The sequence below is a fragment of the Streptomyces sp. NPDC025273 genome (genome assembly GCF_040638585.1).
In the GTDB taxonomy this organism is placed as follows: Bacteria; Actinomycetota; Actinomycetes; order Streptomycetales; family Streptomycetaceae; genus Streptomyces; species Streptomyces cinereorectus.
Genome location: NZ_JBEZYP010000007.1, coordinates 50,885 through 71,084, shown reverse-complemented (window position 1 = coordinate 71,084; position 20,200 = coordinate 50,885). Strand labels below are relative to the sequence as shown.

The following is a 20,200-nucleotide window of genomic DNA, read 5'->3' as shown; positions in this document are numbered from 1 at the left end:
CACGCATGGCCACGACACCGTACGCAGAGACCGCCGGAACCAGGCCCCGGGTCCGCCGCGACGTCCTGTTCACCCAGACACCCGGCGGTGTGATCTTCCACAACGCCGACGGCGGCTTCCAGCTCACCTCCGCGTCCGCCTACCGGTTCGCCACTCTGCTCGTCCCGCACCTGGACGGCAGCAGATCCGTCGACGAGATCTGCCAGGGGTTCGGGGAACGCCAGAAGGCCATGGTGGGCGAACTCGTGAAAGCGCTCTACGCGCGTGGCTTCGCCCGTCCGGTCCCGGCATCGGACGAGGCGTCCGTCCCCCTGGTGACCGTGCCCGCCGTCGCCGCCCGCTTCGCGCAGCAGATCGCGTACGTCGACCACTACGCCGACGGCGCCGAGGCCAGGTTCGCGCGCTTCCGCGCCACCCGGATCGCCGTCCTCGGCGACGGCCCCGCCGCTCGCTGGTGCGTGCTGTCCCTGATACGCAACGGCTGCGCGGCCGTCGCCTACGACTCCGCTCTCGCGGACGGCTCCGGAAGTGTGACGCCCGAGGAGTTCACGGCGATCCACCAGGAGGCGGCGGAGCTCGCGGAGCGGGACTGCCCCGTCGAGATGACCCTGCTCCCGGGTGCCGCCTCGGCGCTGCCCGGCTGGGCGGCGTACGAGGGATACGACGTCGTCGTGGCCGCCTCCGGCCCCGACGTCCCCGGGACCGTGCTGCCGCTGCTGCGCGAGGGGGTGCCGGAGGGCCGGACGCTGCTCCCCGCCTGGACGTTCGGCCGGAAGGCCGTGGTCGGGCCGGTGATGACGCCGGATACGGCGGGCTGCTGGTCCTGTGCGGCCCTGAGGCTGGGCGGCGCAGGGGACAGCGCGGCCGCCGCGGACCTGTGGAGCGGCCTGGCGCTGGGCACCGGGACCTCGGGTGAGCAGCCCGCGGGCCCCCTCGCCGCGATGCTCGGCAACCTGCTCGGCTACGAGGTGTTCCGCCTGGTCACCGGTGCGCTGCCGGCCGAGACCCGTGGACAGCTGCTGATCCAGGACATGGCGTCCTTCGACGTCGCCTCGGAGCCGCTGCTGCCCCACCCGCGCTGCCCGTTCTGCACCGACAGCACTCCCGCGGACGGGCCGGAGCCGGTCGACCTGGCGTCGGCCCCGGCCCGCCCCGCGTTCCTTCCGACGGTCGCCACCGCCCCCGACGACGAGGCGGCCCAGGGCCCCCTCGCGGAGCTGGAGCGCCGCTCCGCGCTCGTCCGCCCGCACGCCGGGGTCTTCACCCGGTACGCGGACGAACCGCTGATCCAGACACCCCTGAAGGTGGGCTCCCTCGTGCTGGGCCTGGGGCCGGAAGGCACCCGGACCATCAGTGCCTTCGACATCCACCACACCGCCGGGGCCCGGCTGCGTGCGCTGAACGCCGCCGCCGTCGTGTACGCCGAGCACGTGGTGCCCGCCGCCCCCGCGCCCGAGGGGAGCACGTTCGCCGGCCTCGCCGGCCGGCTGCCCGTCGTCCGCCCGGCCGCGCTGACGATCGCGTCCGGCACCGGCGGTGAAGGAACCACCGCGTGGGCCCTCGCCACCTCGCTCGTGACGAAGGAACAGGTACTGGTCCCCGCCGGGGCCGTACGCCCGTTCGGACCGGACAACCGCGACCGCCGGTTCGAGCCGACGCGGGCCGGTGCGGGCGCGGGGGCGGACCTTCCGGAGGCCGCCGCCTCGGGCCTGCTGTCGGCGCTCGCCCACGACGCCCTGCGACGGGCCGTGAGGGGAGCCGGGTACACGGCGCAGATCCCGCCCTCCGCCTTCGGCGAGGACCCCGAGGTGACCTTCCTGCTGCGGTCCGCAGGCCATCTCGGCATCACCGTCGGCCTGTTCGACCTCGGGGAGCGTACGCACTCCGGCGCGTCCGTCGTCCTCGCCCGGACCGGCGGGGACGAGGCGCCCTCGCACTGGGCCGTGGGCGCAGCCCTGGACCTCGGTGCCGCCGCCGTCGACGCCGTGCGCGACCTGCTCGGCCAGGTGCAGCTGGCAGCCGAGGGCCTGGGAGCGCCCGACACCGGCGACCCGCTGCTGCGCGACCTCGACGCCGCGCTGATCCCCGTCACGGGGACCGCCGCGGCGGAGCCGGGGGAGCCCGTGGACTGGACACGGCTCCTGGAACGCCTCGCCGCCGGCGGACGGGACGCGCTCGTCGTCCCGACGCACGCCGCGGACCTGCCCACCGCCGGGATCCACACCGTCCGCGTCCTGCTCACGGCGGCCACCGATGCCCGCTGAGACCACGGACCGGCGGCCCGGACAGACGGACCCGCCCCGGCAGGCGGCCGCGAGGGCGGAGTGCTCCCGCCGCTTCGCAGGGGCCCTCCGGGAAGCCCTGGACGAGGTCCGCACCGGGCCGGTCCCCGCCATGACGGTGGGCGCTCTGGGCGTCCGGGACGCGTACACCGCTCCCGCGGCACCCGGGGACCAGGTACCGGTCCGCCTGTACGGGCGTCAGGTGCTGGTCGGGCCGTGGCCCGTCGCAGGGCGGGCCACGGGGTGCGGGACCTGCCTGGAGCGCCGGTGGCAGGGGGTCCGCTCCGTGTCCCTGCGCGAAGGGCTCGAACTCGGCTCCGACACCTGGTCGGTGGCCCCCTGGCCCTACGCCACCCCCTTCGCCGCCACCGCCGTGGCGGCGCTGATGGCGGCCCTCGCCGAGGAGGCAGCACAGCCGGCGGGCACCGGATCCCTCTACCCCGAGGTGTACCTGCTGGACCTGGACGCCATGACCGTACGACGTCACCCGCTGGTGCCCGACCCGGAGTGCCCCGCCTGCGGCGCGCCCGGACCGGACACGGCCGAGGGCGCCGCGCTCACCCTGCTGCCCGCGCCCAAGTACCGGCCGGGAGCCTTCCGGGTCCGCCGCGTCGAGGACCACCACCTGCCCGTGGACGCTTTCGCCAACCCGCACTGGGGCGCGCTCGGACCGTCCGTCATCTGCGACATCGCGTCCACCACGACCTCCGCCACGGTCGGCTGCTTCTCGACCCGCTCCGGTGCCTACCTGCGCGAGACCTTCTGGGGCGGCCACGCTGACACCTACGCACACAGTCTGCGCATCGGCGTCCTGGAAGGCCTGGAGCGCTACGCCGGAATGCGCGCCCGGGGCCGGACCACGGGACTCGTGGCCTCCCTGGACGACCTCGGCCCGGATGCCGTCGACCCCCGCGAAACGGGCCTGTACGCCGAGGACTTCTACCGGGCCAACCCCCGGGTGCGGCCGTTCACCCCCGACCGGGAGATCCCCTGGGTGTGGGGCTGGTCGCTGCGCGACGCCGCGCCGCGCCCGGTCCCCGAGATCCTCGCCTACTACCACGCACCCGGCCTGGAGAACCGGTTCGTGCAGGAGAGTTCCAACGGCTGCGCGTCCGGCGGCAGTTCGGAGGAAGCCGTCTACTTCGGGCTGATGGAGGTCATCGAACGGGACGCGTTCCTGCTCGCCTGGTACGGGCAGGTGCCGCTGACCGAGATCGACCCGGCGACCAGCGCCCGCCCCGGCACCCGGCACATGGTGGACCGTCTCGCCATGTACGGCTACCGGGCCCGGTTCTTCGACACCCGGATCAGCTTCCCCGTCCCCGTCGTCACCGCCGTCGCCGAACGCCTCGACGGAGGCGTCGGCCGCATGTGCTTCGGTGCGGGCGCCGGGCTCGACCCGGAGTCGGCCCTGGACTCCGCGCTCTGCGAGATCGCCACCGACTCGGTCAACCTCGTCGGCCGGACCCGGCGCGACGAGACCCGGCTGCGCTCCCTGGCCAAGGATTTCGACCAGGTCACCAGCCTCCACGACCACCCGCTGGTCTACGGCGTCCCGGAGATGGGCGAGCACGCCGACTTCCTGCTGCGGCAGCCGGATCCGCAGCCCAGGGTGGAGGTCGCCGCCCTGCGGTGGCCCGACGCGCAGGGCGCCCCCGTCAGTCCTGATCTGCGGGAGGATCTGCTGCGTGCGGTGGGCGCCGTCACCGCCGCCGGGTTCGACGTGGTCGTCGTGGACCAGACGCTGCCCGAGCAGCGCGCCCTCGGCCTGCACACCGTGAAGGTGCTGGTGCCCGGCCTCGTCCCGATCGACTTCGGCTGGTCCCGGCAGCGCGCCCGGCACATGCCCCGGACACGTACCGCGTTGCGCGAGGCAGGGCTGCGCGACACCGACCTGACCGCGGACGGGCTCAACCCGGCCCCGCACCCGTTCCCGTGACGGACGTCCGTACCGACCGCCCATCCGAAAGGGGAGACCCCATGGGGTACGCCCACGAGTACGCGAACGCCGTCATGCACCGCGGCCGGATCCCGATGGAACCCGCCGACTTCGTCCCCGACTGGGCCGACGGCCCCCGCAAGGGAAAGTTCTACCCGGGGGTCGAGTCCTACCCCCTGCCGGACGGCGACGACCTCGCCGACCCCCCGGCCGCCCGCGGGCTGCTCCCGGCGGCCCCGGGCGACGCGGACGGCGGTGCGCGTCCGTCCGGATTCACTGTGCCGCTGCTGTCCGCGATGCTCAAGGACTCCTACGGGCTGACCGGCCGCCGGCTGGGCGTCCAGGCCAACAGCGACCTGTCCGGCCTGCCGTTCTACACCCACGCCAACTGGTCCCGGGGCACGGCCGGCGGCGGCGGGCTCTACCCGGTCAGCATCTACTGGGTCTCCGGCCCGTCCGGGCCGCTGACCCCGGGCATCCACTACTACGACGTCCACCGTCACGCCGTGCAGCGGCTGCTGGCCGGTGATGTCTCCGGGCGCGTACGCGAGGCGCTGGGACCTGACGCGCCGGCCGAGGCGCTGGACACCGACCAGTACCTGGTCCTGGGCGTCAAGTACTGGCAGAACGCGTTCAAGTACAACAGCTTCTCGTACCACGTGGTCTCCACCGACCTCGGGACCCTCGTCCAGACCTGGCGGATCTGGGCGGGTGCCCGCGGCCTGCGGACGGCACCGGTGCTGTGGTTCGACGAACCCCGGCTGAACAGCCTGCTCGGCGTGGCCGGTGAGGAGGAGGGCATCTTCGCCGTCGTCCCGCTGCACTGGGACGGGCCCGCGCACCAGGCACCCCCGTCCGCCGCATCCGGCCCGGGGCACCGTCCGGCCGTCCGGCACCGGGACATCGAGCGCTCCCGCACGGTGCTGGAGTTCCCGACCGTGCTCGACATGCACACCGCGACCGTGGAGCGTGCCGCGGACCGCCCCGCCCCCGGAGCCCTCGCCGCCGCGGCGGCCCTCCCGGTGCCCGCCGGAGGGACCCGCGCCGCGCTGCCCGCCCCGGCCTTCCCGGAGATGCCGGTACGCCGGGCGCTGCGCGGGCGGCGCAGCAGCTTCGGCCGCTTCGACGCGGCCCGCCCGGTCACCCCCGCACAGCTCTCGGCGGTCCTGGCGGCCTGTGCGGCGACGTCCCTGTGCGGCGACGCCGACCCGGCCGGCACCGTACGGCTGGCCACGCTCTACGCCTTCGTCAACCACGTGGCGGGCATCGAGCCGGGCGCGTACGCCTACGACCCGGACGTAGGCGACCTGCGGCTGGTCGAGCCCGGCCCGCAGGGGGCGTTCCTCCAGGAGAACTACTTCCTGGCCAACTACAACCTGGAGCAGGCCGGCGTCGTCCTCGTGCCGACCGTCCGCACCACGGCCGTCCTGGACGCGGTCGGGGACCGGGGCTACCGGCTGGCCGTCGGCACCGCGGGCGCCGTCGCGCAGACCTTCTACGTGGCAGCCGCGGCCCTGGACCTGGGCGCGGGGGTGGCCCTCGGCTTCGACAACATCTCGTTCGTCGAGAAGCTCGGCCTGGAGGACGGTGACGAGGCCCCCCTGCTGATCATGCCGCTCGGTCACGAGCGCCCCCGGCCCGCCGACTTCCACCACGAGATCGCCTGACCGGGAGACTTCCGATGACACTCACGACATCCCACACGCCGGCCTCGTCCGGTCCCGACGCGCCCCATGACCCTCCTCCCGCCGTGACATGGGAGCCGGGTCGCCGCTTCGTGCTCCGTGCCGCCGGACTGCCCGTGGAGAGCGTGCACGGTCTGCGCTGCGTCCGCACCCGCCGCTGGGCCGACGAGGTCCTGGACGGGCAGGAGCGCCTGCTCGCGGGCGGCGCCGCCCTCAGCGATCTGCTGCACGACCTCGTCGAGGCCGCCGACGCCGTCGGTGGCGACGCCCGCAGGGCGCTGCTCGCGCTGCGCCGCCAGGTGTTCAACAACCGGCTGCCCGCCGACCCCGCCGCCGCCGTACGCCTGGTGTCCGGCCTCGACGAGGTGGCCGGCGCCCGGACCGCCGCATGGCTTCGCGACCGCGCCGGTCTCACCGAACTCCGCGACCGGGGCGCCGGGCTGCTCGCCGCCGAACTGCGCACCGCCCGGGGCGAACTGCGCACACTCCTGGCCGGGGACCGCCTCGGACCGGGACTGCTGCTGGCCTCGCCGACGCTCGACAGCCGGCTCGACGCCTATCTGCGCGACACCGGCACCGACGGCAAACGGATGCGGAAGATCGAACGTTCCGCGCTCGCCTACCTCTACCGGACGGCGTGCAAGACCAGCCCGTTCAGCACCTTCACGGCCGTCGCCCTGGGCACCTTCGACGGTGACCCGGCGGACGGCCGGACCGCACTGCGGACCGGTGAGGACTGGACGAGCCATGTGCGGCTCAACGTCGTCGCCCTCGGCCGGCTGGCCGATCTGATCCTCGCGGACCCCGTACGCCGCCAGGACCTGCCCGTCGTGCTGTCCCCCGGCTGGGGCCGCGACGAGGACCGTATCCGCTACGTCCGGCAGTGGGTGACGACGGGCGACGACAGCGCCGCCGTCACCTTCGACTCGGTGCGCGACCGGCTCTTCTACCTCCGCAGCAGCGGCACCCTGGAGCGGCTCCTCGGCTTCTTCGACGGCCGTACGGACCTTCGCCACCGGGACCTCGTCGACTGGCTGCAGGCCGAGCACGGCGCCGAACGCACCGAGTGCGAACGCTACGCCGCGGCCCTGCTCCAGCTCGGCATGGTGCAGGTGCCCTGCCTGCGCACCGATGTGCACACCCCGGACCCGCTGGGCTCCTTCCAGCATGCCCTGCGCGCGCTGGAGGCCCCCTGGGCCGACCGGGTGGCCCGGAGCCTGGACGGTCCGGCCGCCTGCCTGGCGGCGTACCCGGCCGCCGGGGTCGACGAGCGGCGGACACTGCTGCGCACCCTGCGCGAGCAACTCCTGGCCACTCAGCGGGAGCTGGCCGCGCCGGAGCCCGCGCTCCCGCAGACTCTCCTGTACGAGGACGTCAGCGCCGGGGACGACCTGGTCTGTGGTCCCGGCGTGCTGACCGGTACGACGGGGCGGGCACTGCGAGCGGTCGAGGGGGTGTTGCCGATGTTCGACATGACGCTGCCCCAGCGCATCACCCTGCGGGGCTTCTTCGTCGCCCGGTACGGGCGCGGCGGCCGGTGCGACGACCTGCTCGGCCTCGTCCACGACTTCCACGAGGACCTCTTCGACCAGTACATCTCCTTCACTTCCAAGCGCGCCGCCTTCGACGAGGACGGCACCTACGTGCCGGAGGAGAACTGGCTGGGCCAGCCCGCGCTCAGGACCCTTGACGACGCCCGCCGCCGTTTCGTCACCGGCATGCGGACGCTGTGGGAGGAGGCGGACGGATCCGCGGAGATCAGGCTTCCCGAGGAGCTCCTCGCCTCGGTAGCCAGTGAACTCGAGCCCCTCAGCCCGGACTTCACAGCGCAGAGCCACCACATCCAGCTGGCCCGTCCCGCCCCGGGCCACGCCGGTGAGTCCCTGGTCGTCCTCAACCGCTCCTACGGAGGGGTGGCGTTCCCCTTCAGCCGCTTCACCCATGTGTACGACGGCCCCGGTGACGCGGAGGCACCCGCGGCGCCCGGACTCTCCGGTCTGCTGCGTGCGGAGATCCGCGCCCGGCAGCCCCGGGGGGCGGTGTTCGCGGAGCTGACCGGCGGACCGGTCACCAGCAACCTCAACCTGCACGGCCGCCTGACGGACTACCAGATCGTCTGCCCCGGCGAGACGGCCACCGTCCCCGAGGACAGCCGGATCCACCTCGACGACCTGTGTCTGGAGCACGAGGAGAAGGCCGACCGCCTCGTCCTGCGCTCGCGCAGGCTGGAGTGCGAGGTCATCCCCGTCTATCTCGGCTATCTCGTGCCCCTGGCCCTGCCGGAGATCCCCCGCACCCTTCTGCTCCTCTCGCCGAGCACCATGGCCCCCTCGAACGTCTGGGGCGGCGTCCCGGAGAGCGATCCCGTGGACGGCGTCACGCACCGGCCGCGGGTGCGCCACGGCGACATCGTGATCAGCCGCCGCAGCTGGACGGCGGAGGCGTCGGCGCTCCCGGTCCGCCGCCCCGGAACGGGTGAGGAGGAGTGGTACCTGGACTGGCAGCGCTGGCGGCGCAGCCACCGGCTGCCCGACCAGGTCTTCGCCACCGTGATCCGGGACGGCCGGGCGGCTCTCGGAGCCAAACCGGCCTACGTGGACTTCGCCAGCCACCTCTCCCTGACGGCGTTCGACGCCCTCGTGGCGCGCGAGCCCGGCACCCGGGTGGTCCTGCGCGAGATGCTCCCCGCCGAGGACGGGCTGCATCTGACCTCGGCGCGAGGCCGCCATGTGGCCGAACTGGCCGTGGAGACCTTCACTTTCCGCTCCCGCACGGAGGATGGCCCGACATGCCGGAACTGACCTCGCCCCGCCCCGCCCACCCGGCCCCCGGCCGGCCGGACGGGGAGTGGATCGCCCTGCACGTCTTCTACGCCGCCAGCCCCCGGCCGATGCTGGTCGACTGCGTCCGCCCGCTGGTGGACCGGCTCACGGAGGAAGGGCTGCTGGCCGGCCACTTCTTCATCAACTACTGGCTGGAGGGCCCGCACGTCCGGCTCCGGCTGCGGCCGGCGAGCGCCGCCGCCGCACCCGAGGTGCGCCGTAGGACCGAGGAGGCGCTCGGCGCGTTCCTCCGTACCCGTCCCGCACTGTACGAGGTGGACTCGGGCTTCCTCAAGGACTTCTACAACGCCCTGTTCGACATCGAGTTCCCCGGGGAGGACCGCGGCCGGTACATGGGTGAGGACGGCCGGATGAATCTGCGGCCGAACAACTCCTTCTCGTACGAGGCCTACGCCCCCGAGTACGCCAAGTACGGCGGGCCCGCCGGGGTCGAGCTCGCCGAATGGCACTTCCGGCACTCCAGCGACCTGGTCATGGACGCCTTCCGCACCATGAACCTGCACCTGCGCACCGTGCTGCTCGGCACCTCCGCCCAGCTCATGATGGTGATGGCGAGCTGCTTCCTGCCGGAGAAGGACCGCCTCGCCGGTTACCTGGACGGCTACTACGAGTTCTGGCACCGGGCCTTCCCCGGCACCGGGTTCATCGGATCGAAGGAGTACGAGCGTAACTACGCCGAGATGGCGCCCTCACTCGGCCGCCGGTTCGCCGAGATCCACGCAGCCGTCTCCGTGGGCGAGCCGGAGCGGCTGCCCGCGTTCCTGCGGGGCTGGGCCGCCCACTGCCTGGAGCTGCGCGCACGCGTGGTGGACCTGGCCACCCGTGGCGAGCTCGCCTTCCCGGCGTGGGACGGGCCCGCCCGCGAGGACACGGGCCAGCAGCGCGCCGAACAGCAGGACGCCGTCCCGCTGGAGACGCTCACCCATGTGCCCGCGGTCCTGCCCCGGCTGCTGTCCCCGTACATGCACATGACCAACAACCGGCTGCATGTGACGATCCGCGACGAGGCCTATCTGTCCTTCGTCCTCGGCCAGGTGCTCCGGGACGCAGATGCCGCCGGGACCGGAACCGCGCCCCGTCCCGACGGCACAGGGGCGCACGCATGACCGACGCCCCCGGCCGGCCGGCCGCCCCCGGCCCGCCCGCCGCACCACCGGCAGGTGCCCGAGCGGCGGCCCGCGCCTACCGGCCCGCGCTGCGCGAGGGGGTGATGCTGAGCCCGCCCCTGCTGCGCGGCCCCCGCACCGTGCACCTGATCAAGCACCCGGGCAGCGGCGCCGCGTTCGAGGTGGGTGCAAAGGAGCACTTCGTCATCGCCCGGCTCGACGGGACACGGAACCTCGACGACATCGGCCCCGCGTACGCCGCCCACTTCGGCCGCCGCCTCGCCGAGGACAACTGGAACCGGCTGCTCGGGCTCCTCGGCGCGCGTGGCCTGCTGTCCGGCGCCCCCGACCCACCGCCCGCCCCACCGGCCCCGCCCCGCACCGGCACCCTCTGGCGCGGTACCCGGCGGATGGTCGCCGACGCCGACGCGACCACCGCGCGGCTGCACCGGGTCCTGCGGCCGCTGCTCCACCCCGCCGTCCAGCTGCCGCTGCTGGCGGCCGTCCTGGCCATGCTGGCGGTGCTCGGTCTCCACGCCGGTGAACTGCTCGACGGCATGGTCGAGCTGGTCCGCAGACCCCTCGCACTGGCCGCGGTGGCCCTGCTGCTGTGGTTCAGCATCACCCTCCACGAGCTGGCCCACGGCGTCGCCGCCCAGCACTACGGCGGCCACGTCGCCGAGATCGGACTGCGCTGGAGGTTCCCGGCCGCGATGCTCTACTGCACGGTCGACAACTACCTGTTCCTGCCCGGCCGGCGCGCCAAGCAGGTGGTCGCCGGCGCGGGCGCCTACGTCAACCTGCTGCTCCTGCTGCCCTTCGCCCTGTGGTGGCTGCTGCTCCCGGGGGACGACCCCACCCGTCCGCTGCTGGCCGGTCTGCTGCTGCTCGGCAGCGTCCAGGGACTCAGCAACCTCGTCCCGCTCCCGCCGCTGGACGGCTATCGCATGCTCGGCCACGCCCTGGGCATCGCCCACCTGGCCCCCGAGACCCGCGTGTACCTGGCGTTGCGTCGGGGCAGGACCGGGGCCCAGGCCGCTGCCGCCTACCCCCGGCGGGCCCGCCGCGTCTACATGGCGTACGGGATCGGATCGGCGGCCCTGATCCTCCTCGCCACGGCCGGCACCTGCACGGCGGCCCTCCTGCTGCTGCTCCGATGAGCCGGCCGCGCCCCACCACCCGACCCGAAGGACCCGCGCACCATATGAGTGAGGTACAGGCCATGCGAGCCACACCCCCCGAAGGCACCACCCCGTCCCCCGCCGTCGAAGTGGTGGGGGTCTCCAAGCGGTACGGAGACCGGCAGGCCGTCGACGACGTCTCCCTGGAGATCCGCCGCGGGGAGTTCTTCGGCCTCCTCGGCCCCAACGGGGCAGGCAAGTCCACCCTGGTGGAAATCATGGAGGGGCTGCGCCGGGCCGACTCAGGCTCGGTCGCCCTCTTCGGCGAGTCCCCCTGGCCACGCAACACCACGCTGCTGCCCCGCCTCGGCGTGCAGACGCAGTCCTCGGCGTTCTTCGTGCGGCAGACCGCGCACGAACACCTGCGCACGGTCGCCGCACTCTTCGGGGTGTCCCGTGCCACCGTCGACGCCACCCTGGACTCGGTGGGGCTGACCGAACACCGCGACGTACAGGTGGAGAGCCTCTCCGGCGGCCAGCGCCAGCGCCTGGCCATCGCCTCCGCGCTCGTCCACGGTCCCGAGCTGATCTTCCTGGACGAGCCGACCGCCGCCCTCGACCCGCAGGCCCGCCGCGCCCTGTGGGAGGTGCTGCGCGGACTCAAGGCCGAGGGCCGCACCATCGTCTACACCACGCACCACCTCGACGAGGCGGAAGCGCTGTGCGACCGCATCGCCATCCTCGTGGACGGCGCGATCGCCGTGACCGACTCCCCGCACAACCTCGTCGACGCCTCCGAGACCCCCAGCCGGCTGCTGCTGCCGCTGGGCAGGCTCGACGAACAGGCGGCGGCCGCCATACCCGGCGTCGACCGCGTCACCGTCCAGGGCGGCTCCCTCGTCCTGGAGACCCGGACCTCCGGACGGGTGCTCAGCGCGGTCGACCGCCTCATCGGACTGGACGGCGTGCAGACCCGCTCCGCCAGCCTGGAGGACGTCTACCTCGACCTCACCGCCCGCCTCACCCAGGCCCGGCAGACCCCCGGCCGGAACGCAAAGACATCGGAGCAGCAGGCATGAGCGCGTACACCGCACTGACCGCGGCGGGCTACCGTGCCCAGGTCCGCGACCGCACGACCCTCTTCTTCACCTTCGCCTTCCCGCTCCTCTTCCTCGTGGTCTTCGGCCTGATCTTCCGCGGCCAGGACGTCGAGCAGAGCGGCCTGTCCTACATCTCCTACACCGCTGCCGGCGTGCTTTCCTGGGGTGTGGCGAACGCCGCCGTGTTCGGCATCGCGTTCACCCTCATGCAGTGGCGTACCGACGACATCCTGCGACTGATCCGGATGTCCCCGGCCCCGCTGTCCGCCGTCATCGGCTCCCGCTACGTCCTCGCCCTCGTCGTCGGCCTCGTCCAGTCGCTGCTCTTCGTGGGTGTGGCGATGCTGCCGCTGTTCGGCCTGGAGCCCGCCTCCGGCTGGCCCCTGCTGATCCCGGTGATGACCCTGGGCATCACGACGTTCCTGCTGCTCGGCGTGATCATCGGCTCCTTCGCCAACACCCCCGAGTCCGTCGCGGCCGTCGCCAACTTCCTGATGCTGCCCATGGCCTTCCTGTCCGGATCCTTCTTCCCGATGGACGCCATGCCCCTCTGGCTGCAGAAGGTCTCCCTGGTCATGCCGCTGCGCTACCTCAACGACGCCGTGTCCCACGCGCTGACCGGCCGTGGGGACTCCTCCGACATCGCGATCGGCTGCACGGGCCTCGCTGTCTTCGCCCTGGTCTTCGGTGCCGTCGCGCTCCGGACCTTCCGCTGGACCAAGGCCTCATGACCACCGGCACGCGGCAGCAGCCGCCCCGGCCGTCCTCACCGCTGCCGCATGCGATGGACCGTGCGCGGGCGGTGCTGCAGTCCGCCCTCGGTGACCGTCTGGGCCCCGGCACCCTCCAGGTGGTCCCGATCGGCGCCACCGACGCCGCCGCCACCCTCGGCGACCGCGCCGCCCCCGACCCCTGGGCCGCCGACCGGCCCGGGGCACGCGTCCACCTCACCGCCTCCGCCGTACTCGTCGGCCCCTGGGGCGGCGACGGCACCGCGCCCGCCTGCGGACGCTGCCTCGCGATGCGCTGGCAGCGGCTGCGCAGTCGCAGCGAACGCGACGCCCTGGAGACCGGCGGCCCCGACGGCCCCCGGCCCGTGGGGGAGTGGCCGCTGCTCACCGACCACACGCACGACGCCGTGGCCGCGCTGTACGCCGCGGTCCTGGGCACCCCCGACGCCGTACCGCCCGCCGCCGGACCCGCCGACCGGGCCCTGCCGCAGGTGTCGCGCCTCGACCTGAAGACCCTGCACATACGGACGTTCCCCCTCCTGCCCGATCCGCTCTGTCCCGGCTGCGGTCTTTGGCCCGGCACGGCCGGGAAGTCCCCGCAAACCCTCACCTCGCGGCCGAAACCGGACCCGGACACCTACCGTCTGCGCCCCGCCCGCTCGTACCCGATCCCGGAGGAGGCGCTGGCCAACCCCGTGTGCGGCGCCCTCGGCGGCGGCACCTGGATCAACGTCACCTCCCCGACCACCGCCCCGGTCGCGGGCAGCGTTTTCGTACGCGGCTACGCGGGGCTCAACGATGTCACCTGGAGCGGTCAGGAGAACGACTTCTCCACCAGCCGCACCCTGGCCTTCCTCGAAGGCCTCGAACGCTATGCGGGAACCCACCGGCGCGGCCGGACCACTCCGGTCATCGGCTCCTGGAACGAACTGAGGGCGGACGCGGTCGACCCCGCCACCTGCGGCTTCTACGACCCTCGTACCTACCGTGACGATCCGCTGGTCGACCCCTTCGACCCCGACCGGCCCATCCCGTGGGAGCGGGGCTGGTCACTGCGCGACGAACGCCCCGTACTCGTTCCCTCCCGCCTCGTCTACTACAGCGCCGGCCTGGCCTCGGACAACTTCGTCTTCGAGTGCTCCAACGGCTGCGCCATCGGCGGCAGCCTGGAGGAGGCGGTACTCGGCGGCCTCCTCGAACTCGTCGAGCGCGACGCCTTCCTCAACGCCTGGTACGGCGCGGCCGGCCTCACCAGGATCGACCTGGACACCGTCGGCGGCCGTACCGCCGCGGCCATGGCGGAACGGGCCGCGCTCCAGGGCTACGACGTCCATGTCCTCGACAACCGCATCGACCTGGCCGTGCCCGTCGTCACCGCCGTGGCCGTCCGCCGCGACGGCGGCCCCGGCATGCTCTCCTTCGCGGCAGCGGCATCGCTCGACCCGCTCGCCGCCGTCGAGGGCGCGCTGTCCGAAGTGCTCACCTACATCCCGCACCTGTCCCGCCAGACCACCGAGCGCCGTGACGAACTCGAGGCCATGGCGGACGACTTCCACCGGGTCCGGCACCTGAAGGACCACGCCCAGCTCTACGGCCTGCCACGGATGGCCGCACACGCCCGCAGCTACCTGGAACCGACGGCCGTCCGCCCCTTCGAGGAGGTCTACCGCGGCTGGGAGGGGAACGGCCGGCCGCGCACCGGTGATCTGCTCGACGACGTCCTGGCCGTCCGCGACGAGCTGACCGGGGCCGGCCACGACGTGATCGTCGTCGACCAGACCGCCCCGGAACAGGAGCGCATGGGGCTGCGCACGGTCTGCACCCTGGTGCCGGGACTCCTGCCGATCGACTTCGGCTGGAACCGGCAGCGGGCCCTGCTGATGCCACGGCTGCGCACCGCGCTGCGACGCGGCGGGCATCGCGCCACGGATCTGACCGACGCCGAGATCCGCCGGGTCCCGCACCCGTTCCCCTGAGGCGGCCCGCAACCACTGACGCCCGGTATCCGTCGGGGATCGACGGATACCGGGCGCGAGCGGACTGTTGCTGACGCCCGATCAGGCGGAGCAGGAGGTGGTGCTGGTGGTGGAGCTGCACGTCGAGGTGGAGCTGGTGCTGGTGGAACCGGCCAGCACGACCTCGCTGGCGTCCGAGTAGTCGGAGATCTCGAAGGTCTCGGCCTCGAGCTCGAGGATCTCGTCGGCGAGGGTGCTCAGGTCCTTGTTCATGGTGTCTCCTCCGTCGGGCCGTCGACTCCGGCGGCCGGCTGATGGGGTGTACGCCGCCCATTCCACCGGGTACCGCTGACCGTTCGGCACGCCTCGCGCACGCACATCGCTGGCACGCGACGCCAGCGCCCGTCGGAATCCCTGAACTCCCGGTCACAGGAGCCCCCATGACCCCGTCAGCCCTCTCGCCCACGTTCCCTCCCCACCCCGTCCTGACCAGGGTGGGAGAGGTCCTGCGCCCCGCGCTCACCCTCTACCTGGACGTGCACCGCCATCCCGAGCCGTCCGGCCGGGAGAGCCGCACCGCCGCCCTGTTCGCCGAACGGCTCGCCGCCGCCGGCTGCGAGGTGACCCGCGACGTGGGCGGCCACGGCGTCGTCGGCGTCCTGCGCAACGGTGAGGGCCCCCGCGTCTACCTGCGTGCCGAACTCGACGCGCTGCCGATGGAGGAGCGCACCGGCCTGGCCTACGCCAGCGCCAACGGCGTCATGCACGCCTGCGGCCACGATCTCCATCTCGCGGCGGCGGCCGGCACGGTGGACCTCCTCTCCCGTACCGCCGACCGGTGGCAGGGCACCCTCGTGGCCGTCGGCCAGCCCGCCGAGGAGACCCTGACCGGCGCCCGGGCCATGCTGGCGGACGGCCTGTACGAGAGATTCGGCAGACCGGACGTGGTCCTCGCCCAGCACGCGGCCCCGCTCCCGGCCGGGATGGTCGCGCACGGCACAGGGCGCGGGCCGGTGGCGGCCGCGAGCGCCGCTCTGACCGTCGTCCTGCACGGCCGGGGCGGCCACGCCGCCACCCCGCACCTGAGCGTCGACCCCGTGGTGACCGCGGCGGCCGTAGTCACCCGCCTCCAGACCGTGGTCGCCCGCGAGACCGCACCCGCCGACCAGCTCACACTCACCGTCGGCACGCTGCACGCGGGCACCGCGGTCAACGTGGTGCCGGACACCGCCGAACTGGGCATCGGTATCCGAGCGACGCACGACGAGACCCTTGACCGCGCCCTGGCAGCGGTGGAGCGGATCGTACGGGCCGAGTGCGCTGCCTCCGCCTGCCCCCGCGACCCGGACCTGACGATGCTCTCCCGCTCACCCGCCCTGTGGTGCGACCCCGACGCGGCCCGGACCGTCCGGGCCGCCCACACCGCCCTGTACGGCCCCGAACGGGTCGGCCACTGGCCCCCGTCGATGGCGGCCGAGGACTTCCCGCTCTTCGGCGACGCGGGCCTGGAGATCCACTCCGAATCAGGCATCCCGCTCGTCTACTGGATGGTCGGAGTCGTGGGCCCGAAGCAATGGGCCGCGGACGCGGCCCGTCTTCCCCCGAACCACTCGCCCCGCTTCGCCCCGGACATCCGGACCGCACTCCCGCCCGCGATCACCGCTCTGAGCGCCGCGGCCCTCGCCCGGCTGGGCGGTGCCGCGACGAGCGGAGTGCCGCAGACCGGCGGGCACACGTGAACGATCGGGGGAAGAGTTCCGTCCGTGTGGTGGCGGACCGTACGGAAAGAGTCACTTTACTTACGTGGGGAGGTTTGGGAGCGTGGCCGGTGCAGCCGGTCGGACAGAGGAGAAGGTACCCGCATGGACATCGAAGCCCTCCGCCGCGAAACCCCCGGCACCACGGGCCGGGTCCATCTCAACAACGCCGGAGCAGGCCTGATGTCCCGGCAGACGCTGCGCACGATCACCGCGCACCTTGAGCTCGAAGCGGCCATCGGCGGCTACGAGGCGGCCGACCAGGAGCAGGCGCGGATCGGCGCGACGTACGGGAACATCGCGGAGCTGATCGGGGGCCGGGCCGACGAGGTGGCGCTGTTCGACAACTCCACCCACGCCTGGAGCGCCGCCTTCCACGCCCTCGAGTTCAGCCCCGGCGACCGCATCCTGACGGGCCGCGCCGAGTACGGCAGCAACGTCCTGGCCTACCTCCAGACCGCCCGGCGCACCGGGGCCGAGATCGTCGTGGTCCCCGACGACGCCGCGGGCCGGCTGGACAGCACGGCGCTGGCCGCCCTCATCGACGAGCGCACCGCACTGGTCGGCGTGAGCCACGTCCCCACCAGCGGGGGCCTGGTCAACCCGGTCGCCGAGATCGGCCGGATCACACGGGCCGCCGGAGTGCCCTTCCTCCTGGACGCCACCCAGTCCGTCGGCCAGTTCCCCGTCGACGTACGCGAGATCGGCTGCGACATGCTCACCGCCACCGGCCGCAAATTCCTGCGCGGGCCGCGGGGGACCGGCTTCCTGTGGGTCCGCAGCGAGGCGCTGGACCGCCTCGAACCGTTCGGCGTGGAGCTCGAGTCCGCGAGCTGGGACGGCGGACGCGGCTTCACCTGGCAGCCGGGGGCACAGCGGTTCGCCACCTGGGAGATGGCGTACTCCAACGTCCTGGGGCTGGACTCGGCCGTGCGCCAGGCTCTCGATCTCGGCATGGACCGGATCGGCGAGCGCGCCTTGGCACTCGGCGACCTCCTGCGCCGTCGGCTGGACGCCCTGCCCGGCGTCACCACGCACGACCAGGGAACCCAGAAGTGCGCCATCGTGACGGCGAAGGTCGACGGCATCCCGACCGCGGACGTCGCCGCCGCGCTGGCCAGGCAGCACATCAACGTGACCACGACCGTCGCCGGACACACACAGTTCGACTCCGAGGTCCGGGACGTGCACCCGCTGGTACGGCTCTCCCCGCACTACTACAACACCGAGGCGGAGATCGACCGCGCCGTCGAGGTGATCGCCGGACTCAGCCGCTGAGACCTGGCACGGCGCGTGAGTCCGCCGCGAGCACGGTGAAGGCGGACCACACGTCGCGGGGACAGCACGTGCGCACCGGCGTCCTGGACGCCGACGGCTCCTGCCCGGGAGCCGGGCTGGCGGGGACTTTCTCCGGGCGGCGTCAGGCGCTCGTGAGGACGACGAGTTGACGGGTCGCCCGGGTCATCGCGACGTAGCGGTCGACCGCCCCTTCGACGCCCGTGCCGAACCTCTCCGGATCGACGAGGACGACCAGGTCGAATTCGAGCCCCTTCGACAGCTCCGGGGTGAGCGACCGGACGCGGGACGTCGACCGGAACGCGGGATCGCCGATGACGCAGGCGATCCCGTCGGCGTGTGCGGCGAGCCAGGTGTCGAGGACGGAGCTCAGGTCCGATACCGGTCCGTGGACGACGGGGACTCCGCTGCCGCGGATGGAGGCCGGCACGTTGGCGTCCGGGAGGGCGGCCCGGATGACCGGCTCGGCCTCCGCCATGATCTCCTCCGGCGTCCGGTAGTTGATGCTCAGGGACGCCAGGTCGATCCGGTCGAACCCCACCCGCTCCAGCCGCTCCCGCCACGACTCCGTGAACCCGTGCCTGGCCTGGGCGCGGTCCCCGACGATGGTGAAACTCCGGGACGGGCACCGCAGCAGCAGCATCTGCCACTCCGCATCGGTCAGCTCCTGAGCCTCGTCCACGACGATGTGCGCGAACGGCCCGGCGAGCAGGTCCGGTTCGGCGCCGGACAGCGCGCTCCCGTCGATCAGAGTGTCCTGCAGGTCCTGCCCGCGCAGCATCCCCACCGCGCCTTCGCTCTCGTCGATCACGGTGTTCTGCAGCAGGCTGTCGATGGCGTCGGCCCTGCGCGCGCGTTCGGCGGCGACAGCGGCCTCGTTCCGGCGTCTGCGTCGCGACGCCTCCGGGTCGCCGACACGCTGCCGTGCCGCGTCCAGGATCGGCAGGTCGGACACGGTCCAGGCCCGGGCGTCCGCGCGCTGCAGCCGCCGGACGTCCTCGGGGCCGAGCCAGGGGGCGCACATGCGCAGATAGGCGGGTACCGACCACAGGTCCCCGACGACGTCGGCCGCTTCGAGCAGCGGCCAGGCGCGGTCGAAGGCCGTGAGCAACTCCCTGTTCCGCTGCAGTGACGTGCGAACCGGGCCGGCCGGGCCGTCGCCGTCGTACGAGTCCATCAGGAGCGTGAGCAGCTCCTCCCAGACCTGGTCCCGCGCCTCGTTGTGCGCAGCACCGGGGCCCGCCGATTCGAACGCCACGGCCCAGTCGTCGGCGCTCAGCCGGAAGTCGGACCACTCGGTCGTGACCGTCATCCCCTCGGTGGGCGGCTGCTCGTAGAAGCTCACGGCCGCCTCGACCGCCTTCACCAGGTCCGCGGACGACTTCAGGAGGGCCACGTCCGGGTCGTTCTCGGCCGCCGCCGACGCGCCTTCGGCGACGAGGTCCCGCAGGGTGCAGGTCTGCACGCCCTCCTCCCCGAGGCTGGGGAGGACGTCGGCGACGTAGCCCAGGTAGGGCTGGTGCGGACCGACGAACAGCACGCCGCCCCGCCGGTGACCGAGACGGGGGTCGGAGTGCAGGAGGTAGGCGGAGCGATGGAGGGCGACGACGGTCTTCCCCGTGCCCGGACCGCCGTCGACGACGAGGGCGCCGCGGGATCCCGCTCGGATGATGGCGTCCTGGTCGGCCTGGATGGTGCCGAGCACGTCCCGCATCCGTGGCGAGCGGTCGCTGCCCAGGCTGGCGATGAAGGCGGACTGGTCGTCGAGCGCGGCATGCCCCGCGAAGCCGTCCGGGGTGAACACCTCGTCCCAGTAGTCGCTGATCCTTCCGCGGGTCCAGCGGTACCTGCGGCGGCTCGCCAGACCCATCGGGTTGCCGTGTGTGGCCCCGAAGAACGGCTCGGCCGCAGGGGAGCGCCAGTCGAGCAGCAGCCGGCTGCCCGTGCTGTCCGTGAGGCCGAGGCGCCCGACGTACACGGGCTCGGAGCTGTCCGCGCCGACCATGTGTCCGAGGCACAGGTCCAGGCCGAAGCGGCGCAGTGTGCGCAGGCGGGTGGTCAGCCGGTGGATCTCCACGTCCCGGTCCATCGCCTGCCTGCCGATTCCGCCGGGCGCCCTTCGCTCGGCATCGAGGCGGTCGGTCAGTTCGGCGATCGACTGTTCCAGGCACTCGGCGATGGCCGCGAAATGCCGCTCGTCGCCGGAGATCAGCGCCGGGTCGGCCTTGGGGGTGAGTCGGTCGGGCAGGTCGAACGCGCTGGTGGTCAGGGGGTTCACGTCGTTGGCTCCGATCTGAGGTCGCTCGCCACCGTTGCGCGCGGCAAGGTGTCTGGACCGGCGTGACGTATCCGGTGGTCATGACGGGCAACGCCCGCCAGGGTTCG

General features: G+C 73.3%; 13 protein-coding genes. 11 read left to right on the top strand and 2 right to left on the bottom strand.

Features of this window, described 5'->3' with window-relative positions; all coding sequences use genetic code 11:
- Positions 1-5: 5 nt before the first annotated feature.
- The 9 genes from AB0F38_RS14230 to AB0F38_RS14190 all read left to right on the top strand — a co-directional run bounded on the left by AB0F38_RS14230 (position 6) and on the right by AB0F38_RS14190 (position 14,783).
- Entirely contained in the window at positions 6-2,264 is a 2,259-nt protein-coding gene (locus AB0F38_RS14230) for a TOMM precursor leader peptide-binding protein (protein ID WP_361891694.1), read from the top strand.
- Entirely contained in the window at positions 2,254-4,221 is a 1,968-nt protein-coding gene (locus AB0F38_RS14225; RefSeq protein WP_361891691.1) for a TOMM precursor leader peptide-binding protein, read from the top strand. The genes AB0F38_RS14230 and AB0F38_RS14225 overlap by 11 nt, the downstream gene beginning before the upstream one ends.
- A gap of 41 nt (positions 4,222-4,262) precedes the next feature.
- On the top strand, positions 4,263-5,888 hold the full coding sequence (locus AB0F38_RS14220) for a nitroreductase family protein (protein ID WP_361891688.1): 1,626 nt from the start codon (positions 4,263-4,265) through the stop codon (positions 5,886-5,888).
- 83 nt (positions 5,889-5,971) lie between these two features.
- Positions 5,972-8,707: a lantibiotic dehydratase gene (locus tag AB0F38_RS14215; RefSeq protein WP_361891686.1), complete on the top strand. Its 2,736-nt coding sequence runs from the start codon at positions 5,972-5,974 to the stop codon at positions 8,705-8,707.
- On the top strand, positions 8,695-9,855 hold the full coding sequence (locus AB0F38_RS14210; RefSeq protein ID WP_361891684.1) for a lantibiotic dehydratase C-terminal domain-containing protein: 1,161 nt from the start codon (positions 8,695-8,697) through the stop codon (positions 9,853-9,855). Before AB0F38_RS14215 ends, AB0F38_RS14210 begins: the two co-directional genes overlap by 13 nt.
- A 104-nt stretch (positions 9,856-9,959) precedes the next feature.
- On the top strand, positions 9,960-11,015 hold the full coding sequence (locus AB0F38_RS14205; protein WP_361892174.1) for a peptidase M50: 1,056 nt from the start codon (positions 9,960-9,962) through the stop codon (positions 11,013-11,015).
- Positions 11,016-11,059: 44 nt separating this feature from the next.
- The gene (locus AB0F38_RS14200; protein ID WP_361891681.1) at positions 11,060-12,055 is read left to right on the top strand and encodes an ABC transporter ATP-binding protein; all 996 of its coding nucleotides are present in this window, start codon (positions 11,060-11,062) and stop codon (positions 12,053-12,055) included.
- Positions 12,052-12,807 (top strand): ABC transporter permease, encoded by a 756-nt coding sequence (locus AB0F38_RS14195; RefSeq protein ID WP_361891680.1) that lies wholly within the window; start codon positions 12,052-12,054, stop codon positions 12,805-12,807. Before AB0F38_RS14200 ends, AB0F38_RS14195 begins: the two co-directional genes overlap by 4 nt.
- Complete coding sequence (locus tag AB0F38_RS14190) at positions 12,804-14,783, top strand: TOMM precursor leader peptide-binding protein (RefSeq protein ID WP_361891677.1); 1,980 nt, start codon at positions 12,804-12,806, stop codon at positions 14,781-14,783. The genes AB0F38_RS14195 and AB0F38_RS14190 overlap by 4 nt, the downstream gene beginning before the upstream one ends.
- An 81-nt stretch (positions 14,784-14,864) precedes the next feature.
- Here the strand turns inward: AB0F38_RS14190 and AB0F38_RS14185 are convergent, their stop codons facing one another.
- The gene (locus AB0F38_RS14185) at positions 14,865-15,035 is read right to left on the bottom strand and encodes a thiazolylpeptide-type bacteriocin (RefSeq protein ID WP_030757923.1); all 171 of its coding nucleotides are present in this window, start codon (positions 15,033-15,035) and stop codon (positions 14,865-14,867) included.
- A 167-nt stretch (positions 15,036-15,202) separates the two neighbouring features.
- Between AB0F38_RS14185 and AB0F38_RS14180 the strand changes: the two genes are divergently transcribed.
- Positions 15,203-16,501, top strand: a complete 1,299-nt coding sequence (locus tag AB0F38_RS14180) for an amidohydrolase (protein WP_361891674.1) — start codon at positions 15,203-15,205, stop codon at positions 16,499-16,501.
- A gap of 123 nt (positions 16,502-16,624) precedes the next feature.
- The gene (locus tag AB0F38_RS14175) at positions 16,625-17,797 is read left to right on the top strand and encodes an aminotransferase class V-fold PLP-dependent enzyme (protein WP_361891672.1); all 1,173 of its coding nucleotides are present in this window, start codon (positions 16,625-16,627) and stop codon (positions 17,795-17,797) included.
- Positions 17,798-17,939: 142 nt separating this feature from the next.
- On the opposite strand, the gene helR is transcribed toward AB0F38_RS14175, so the two are convergent.
- Entirely contained in the window at positions 17,940-20,093 is a 2,154-nt protein-coding gene (helR, locus tag AB0F38_RS14170; protein ID WP_361891670.1) for an RNA polymerase recycling motor ATPase HelR, read from the bottom strand.
- Positions 20,094-20,200 lie beyond the last annotated feature (107 nt).

Coding starts and splice junctions, on each gene's coding strand:
- AB0F38_RS14230 (WP_361891694.1), top strand. CDS start 6: ATGGCCACGACACCGTACGCAGAGACCGCCGGAACCAGGCCCCGGGTC.
- AB0F38_RS14180 (WP_361891674.1), top strand. CDS start 15,203: ATGACCCCGTCAGCCCTCTCGCCCACGTTCCCTCCCCACCCCGTCCTG.
- AB0F38_RS14220 (WP_361891688.1), top strand. CDS start 4,263: ATGGGGTACGCCCACGAGTACGCGAACGCCGTCATGCACCGCGGCCGG.
- AB0F38_RS14225 (WP_361891691.1), top strand. CDS start 2,254: ATGCCCGCTGAGACCACGGACCGGCGGCCCGGACAGACGGACCCGCCC.
- AB0F38_RS14205 (WP_361892174.1), top strand. CDS start 9,960: ATGCTGAGCCCGCCCCTGCTGCGCGGCCCCCGCACCGTGCACCTGATC.
- AB0F38_RS14175 (WP_361891672.1), top strand. CDS start 16,625: ATGGACATCGAAGCCCTCCGCCGCGAAACCCCCGGCACCACGGGCCGG.
- AB0F38_RS14195 (WP_361891680.1), top strand. CDS start 12,052: ATGAGCGCGTACACCGCACTGACCGCGGCGGGCTACCGTGCCCAGGTC.
- AB0F38_RS14210 (WP_361891684.1), top strand. CDS start 8,695: ATGCCGGAACTGACCTCGCCCCGCCCCGCCCACCCGGCCCCCGGCCGG.
- AB0F38_RS14190 (WP_361891677.1), top strand. CDS start 12,804: ATGACCACCGGCACGCGGCAGCAGCCGCCCCGGCCGTCCTCACCGCTG.
- AB0F38_RS14185 (WP_030757923.1), bottom strand. CDS start 15,035: ATGAACAAGGACCTGAGCACCCTCGCCGACGAGATCCTCGAGCTCGAG.
- AB0F38_RS14200 (WP_361891681.1), top strand. CDS start 11,060: ATGAGTGAGGTACAGGCCATGCGAGCCACACCCCCCGAAGGCACCACC.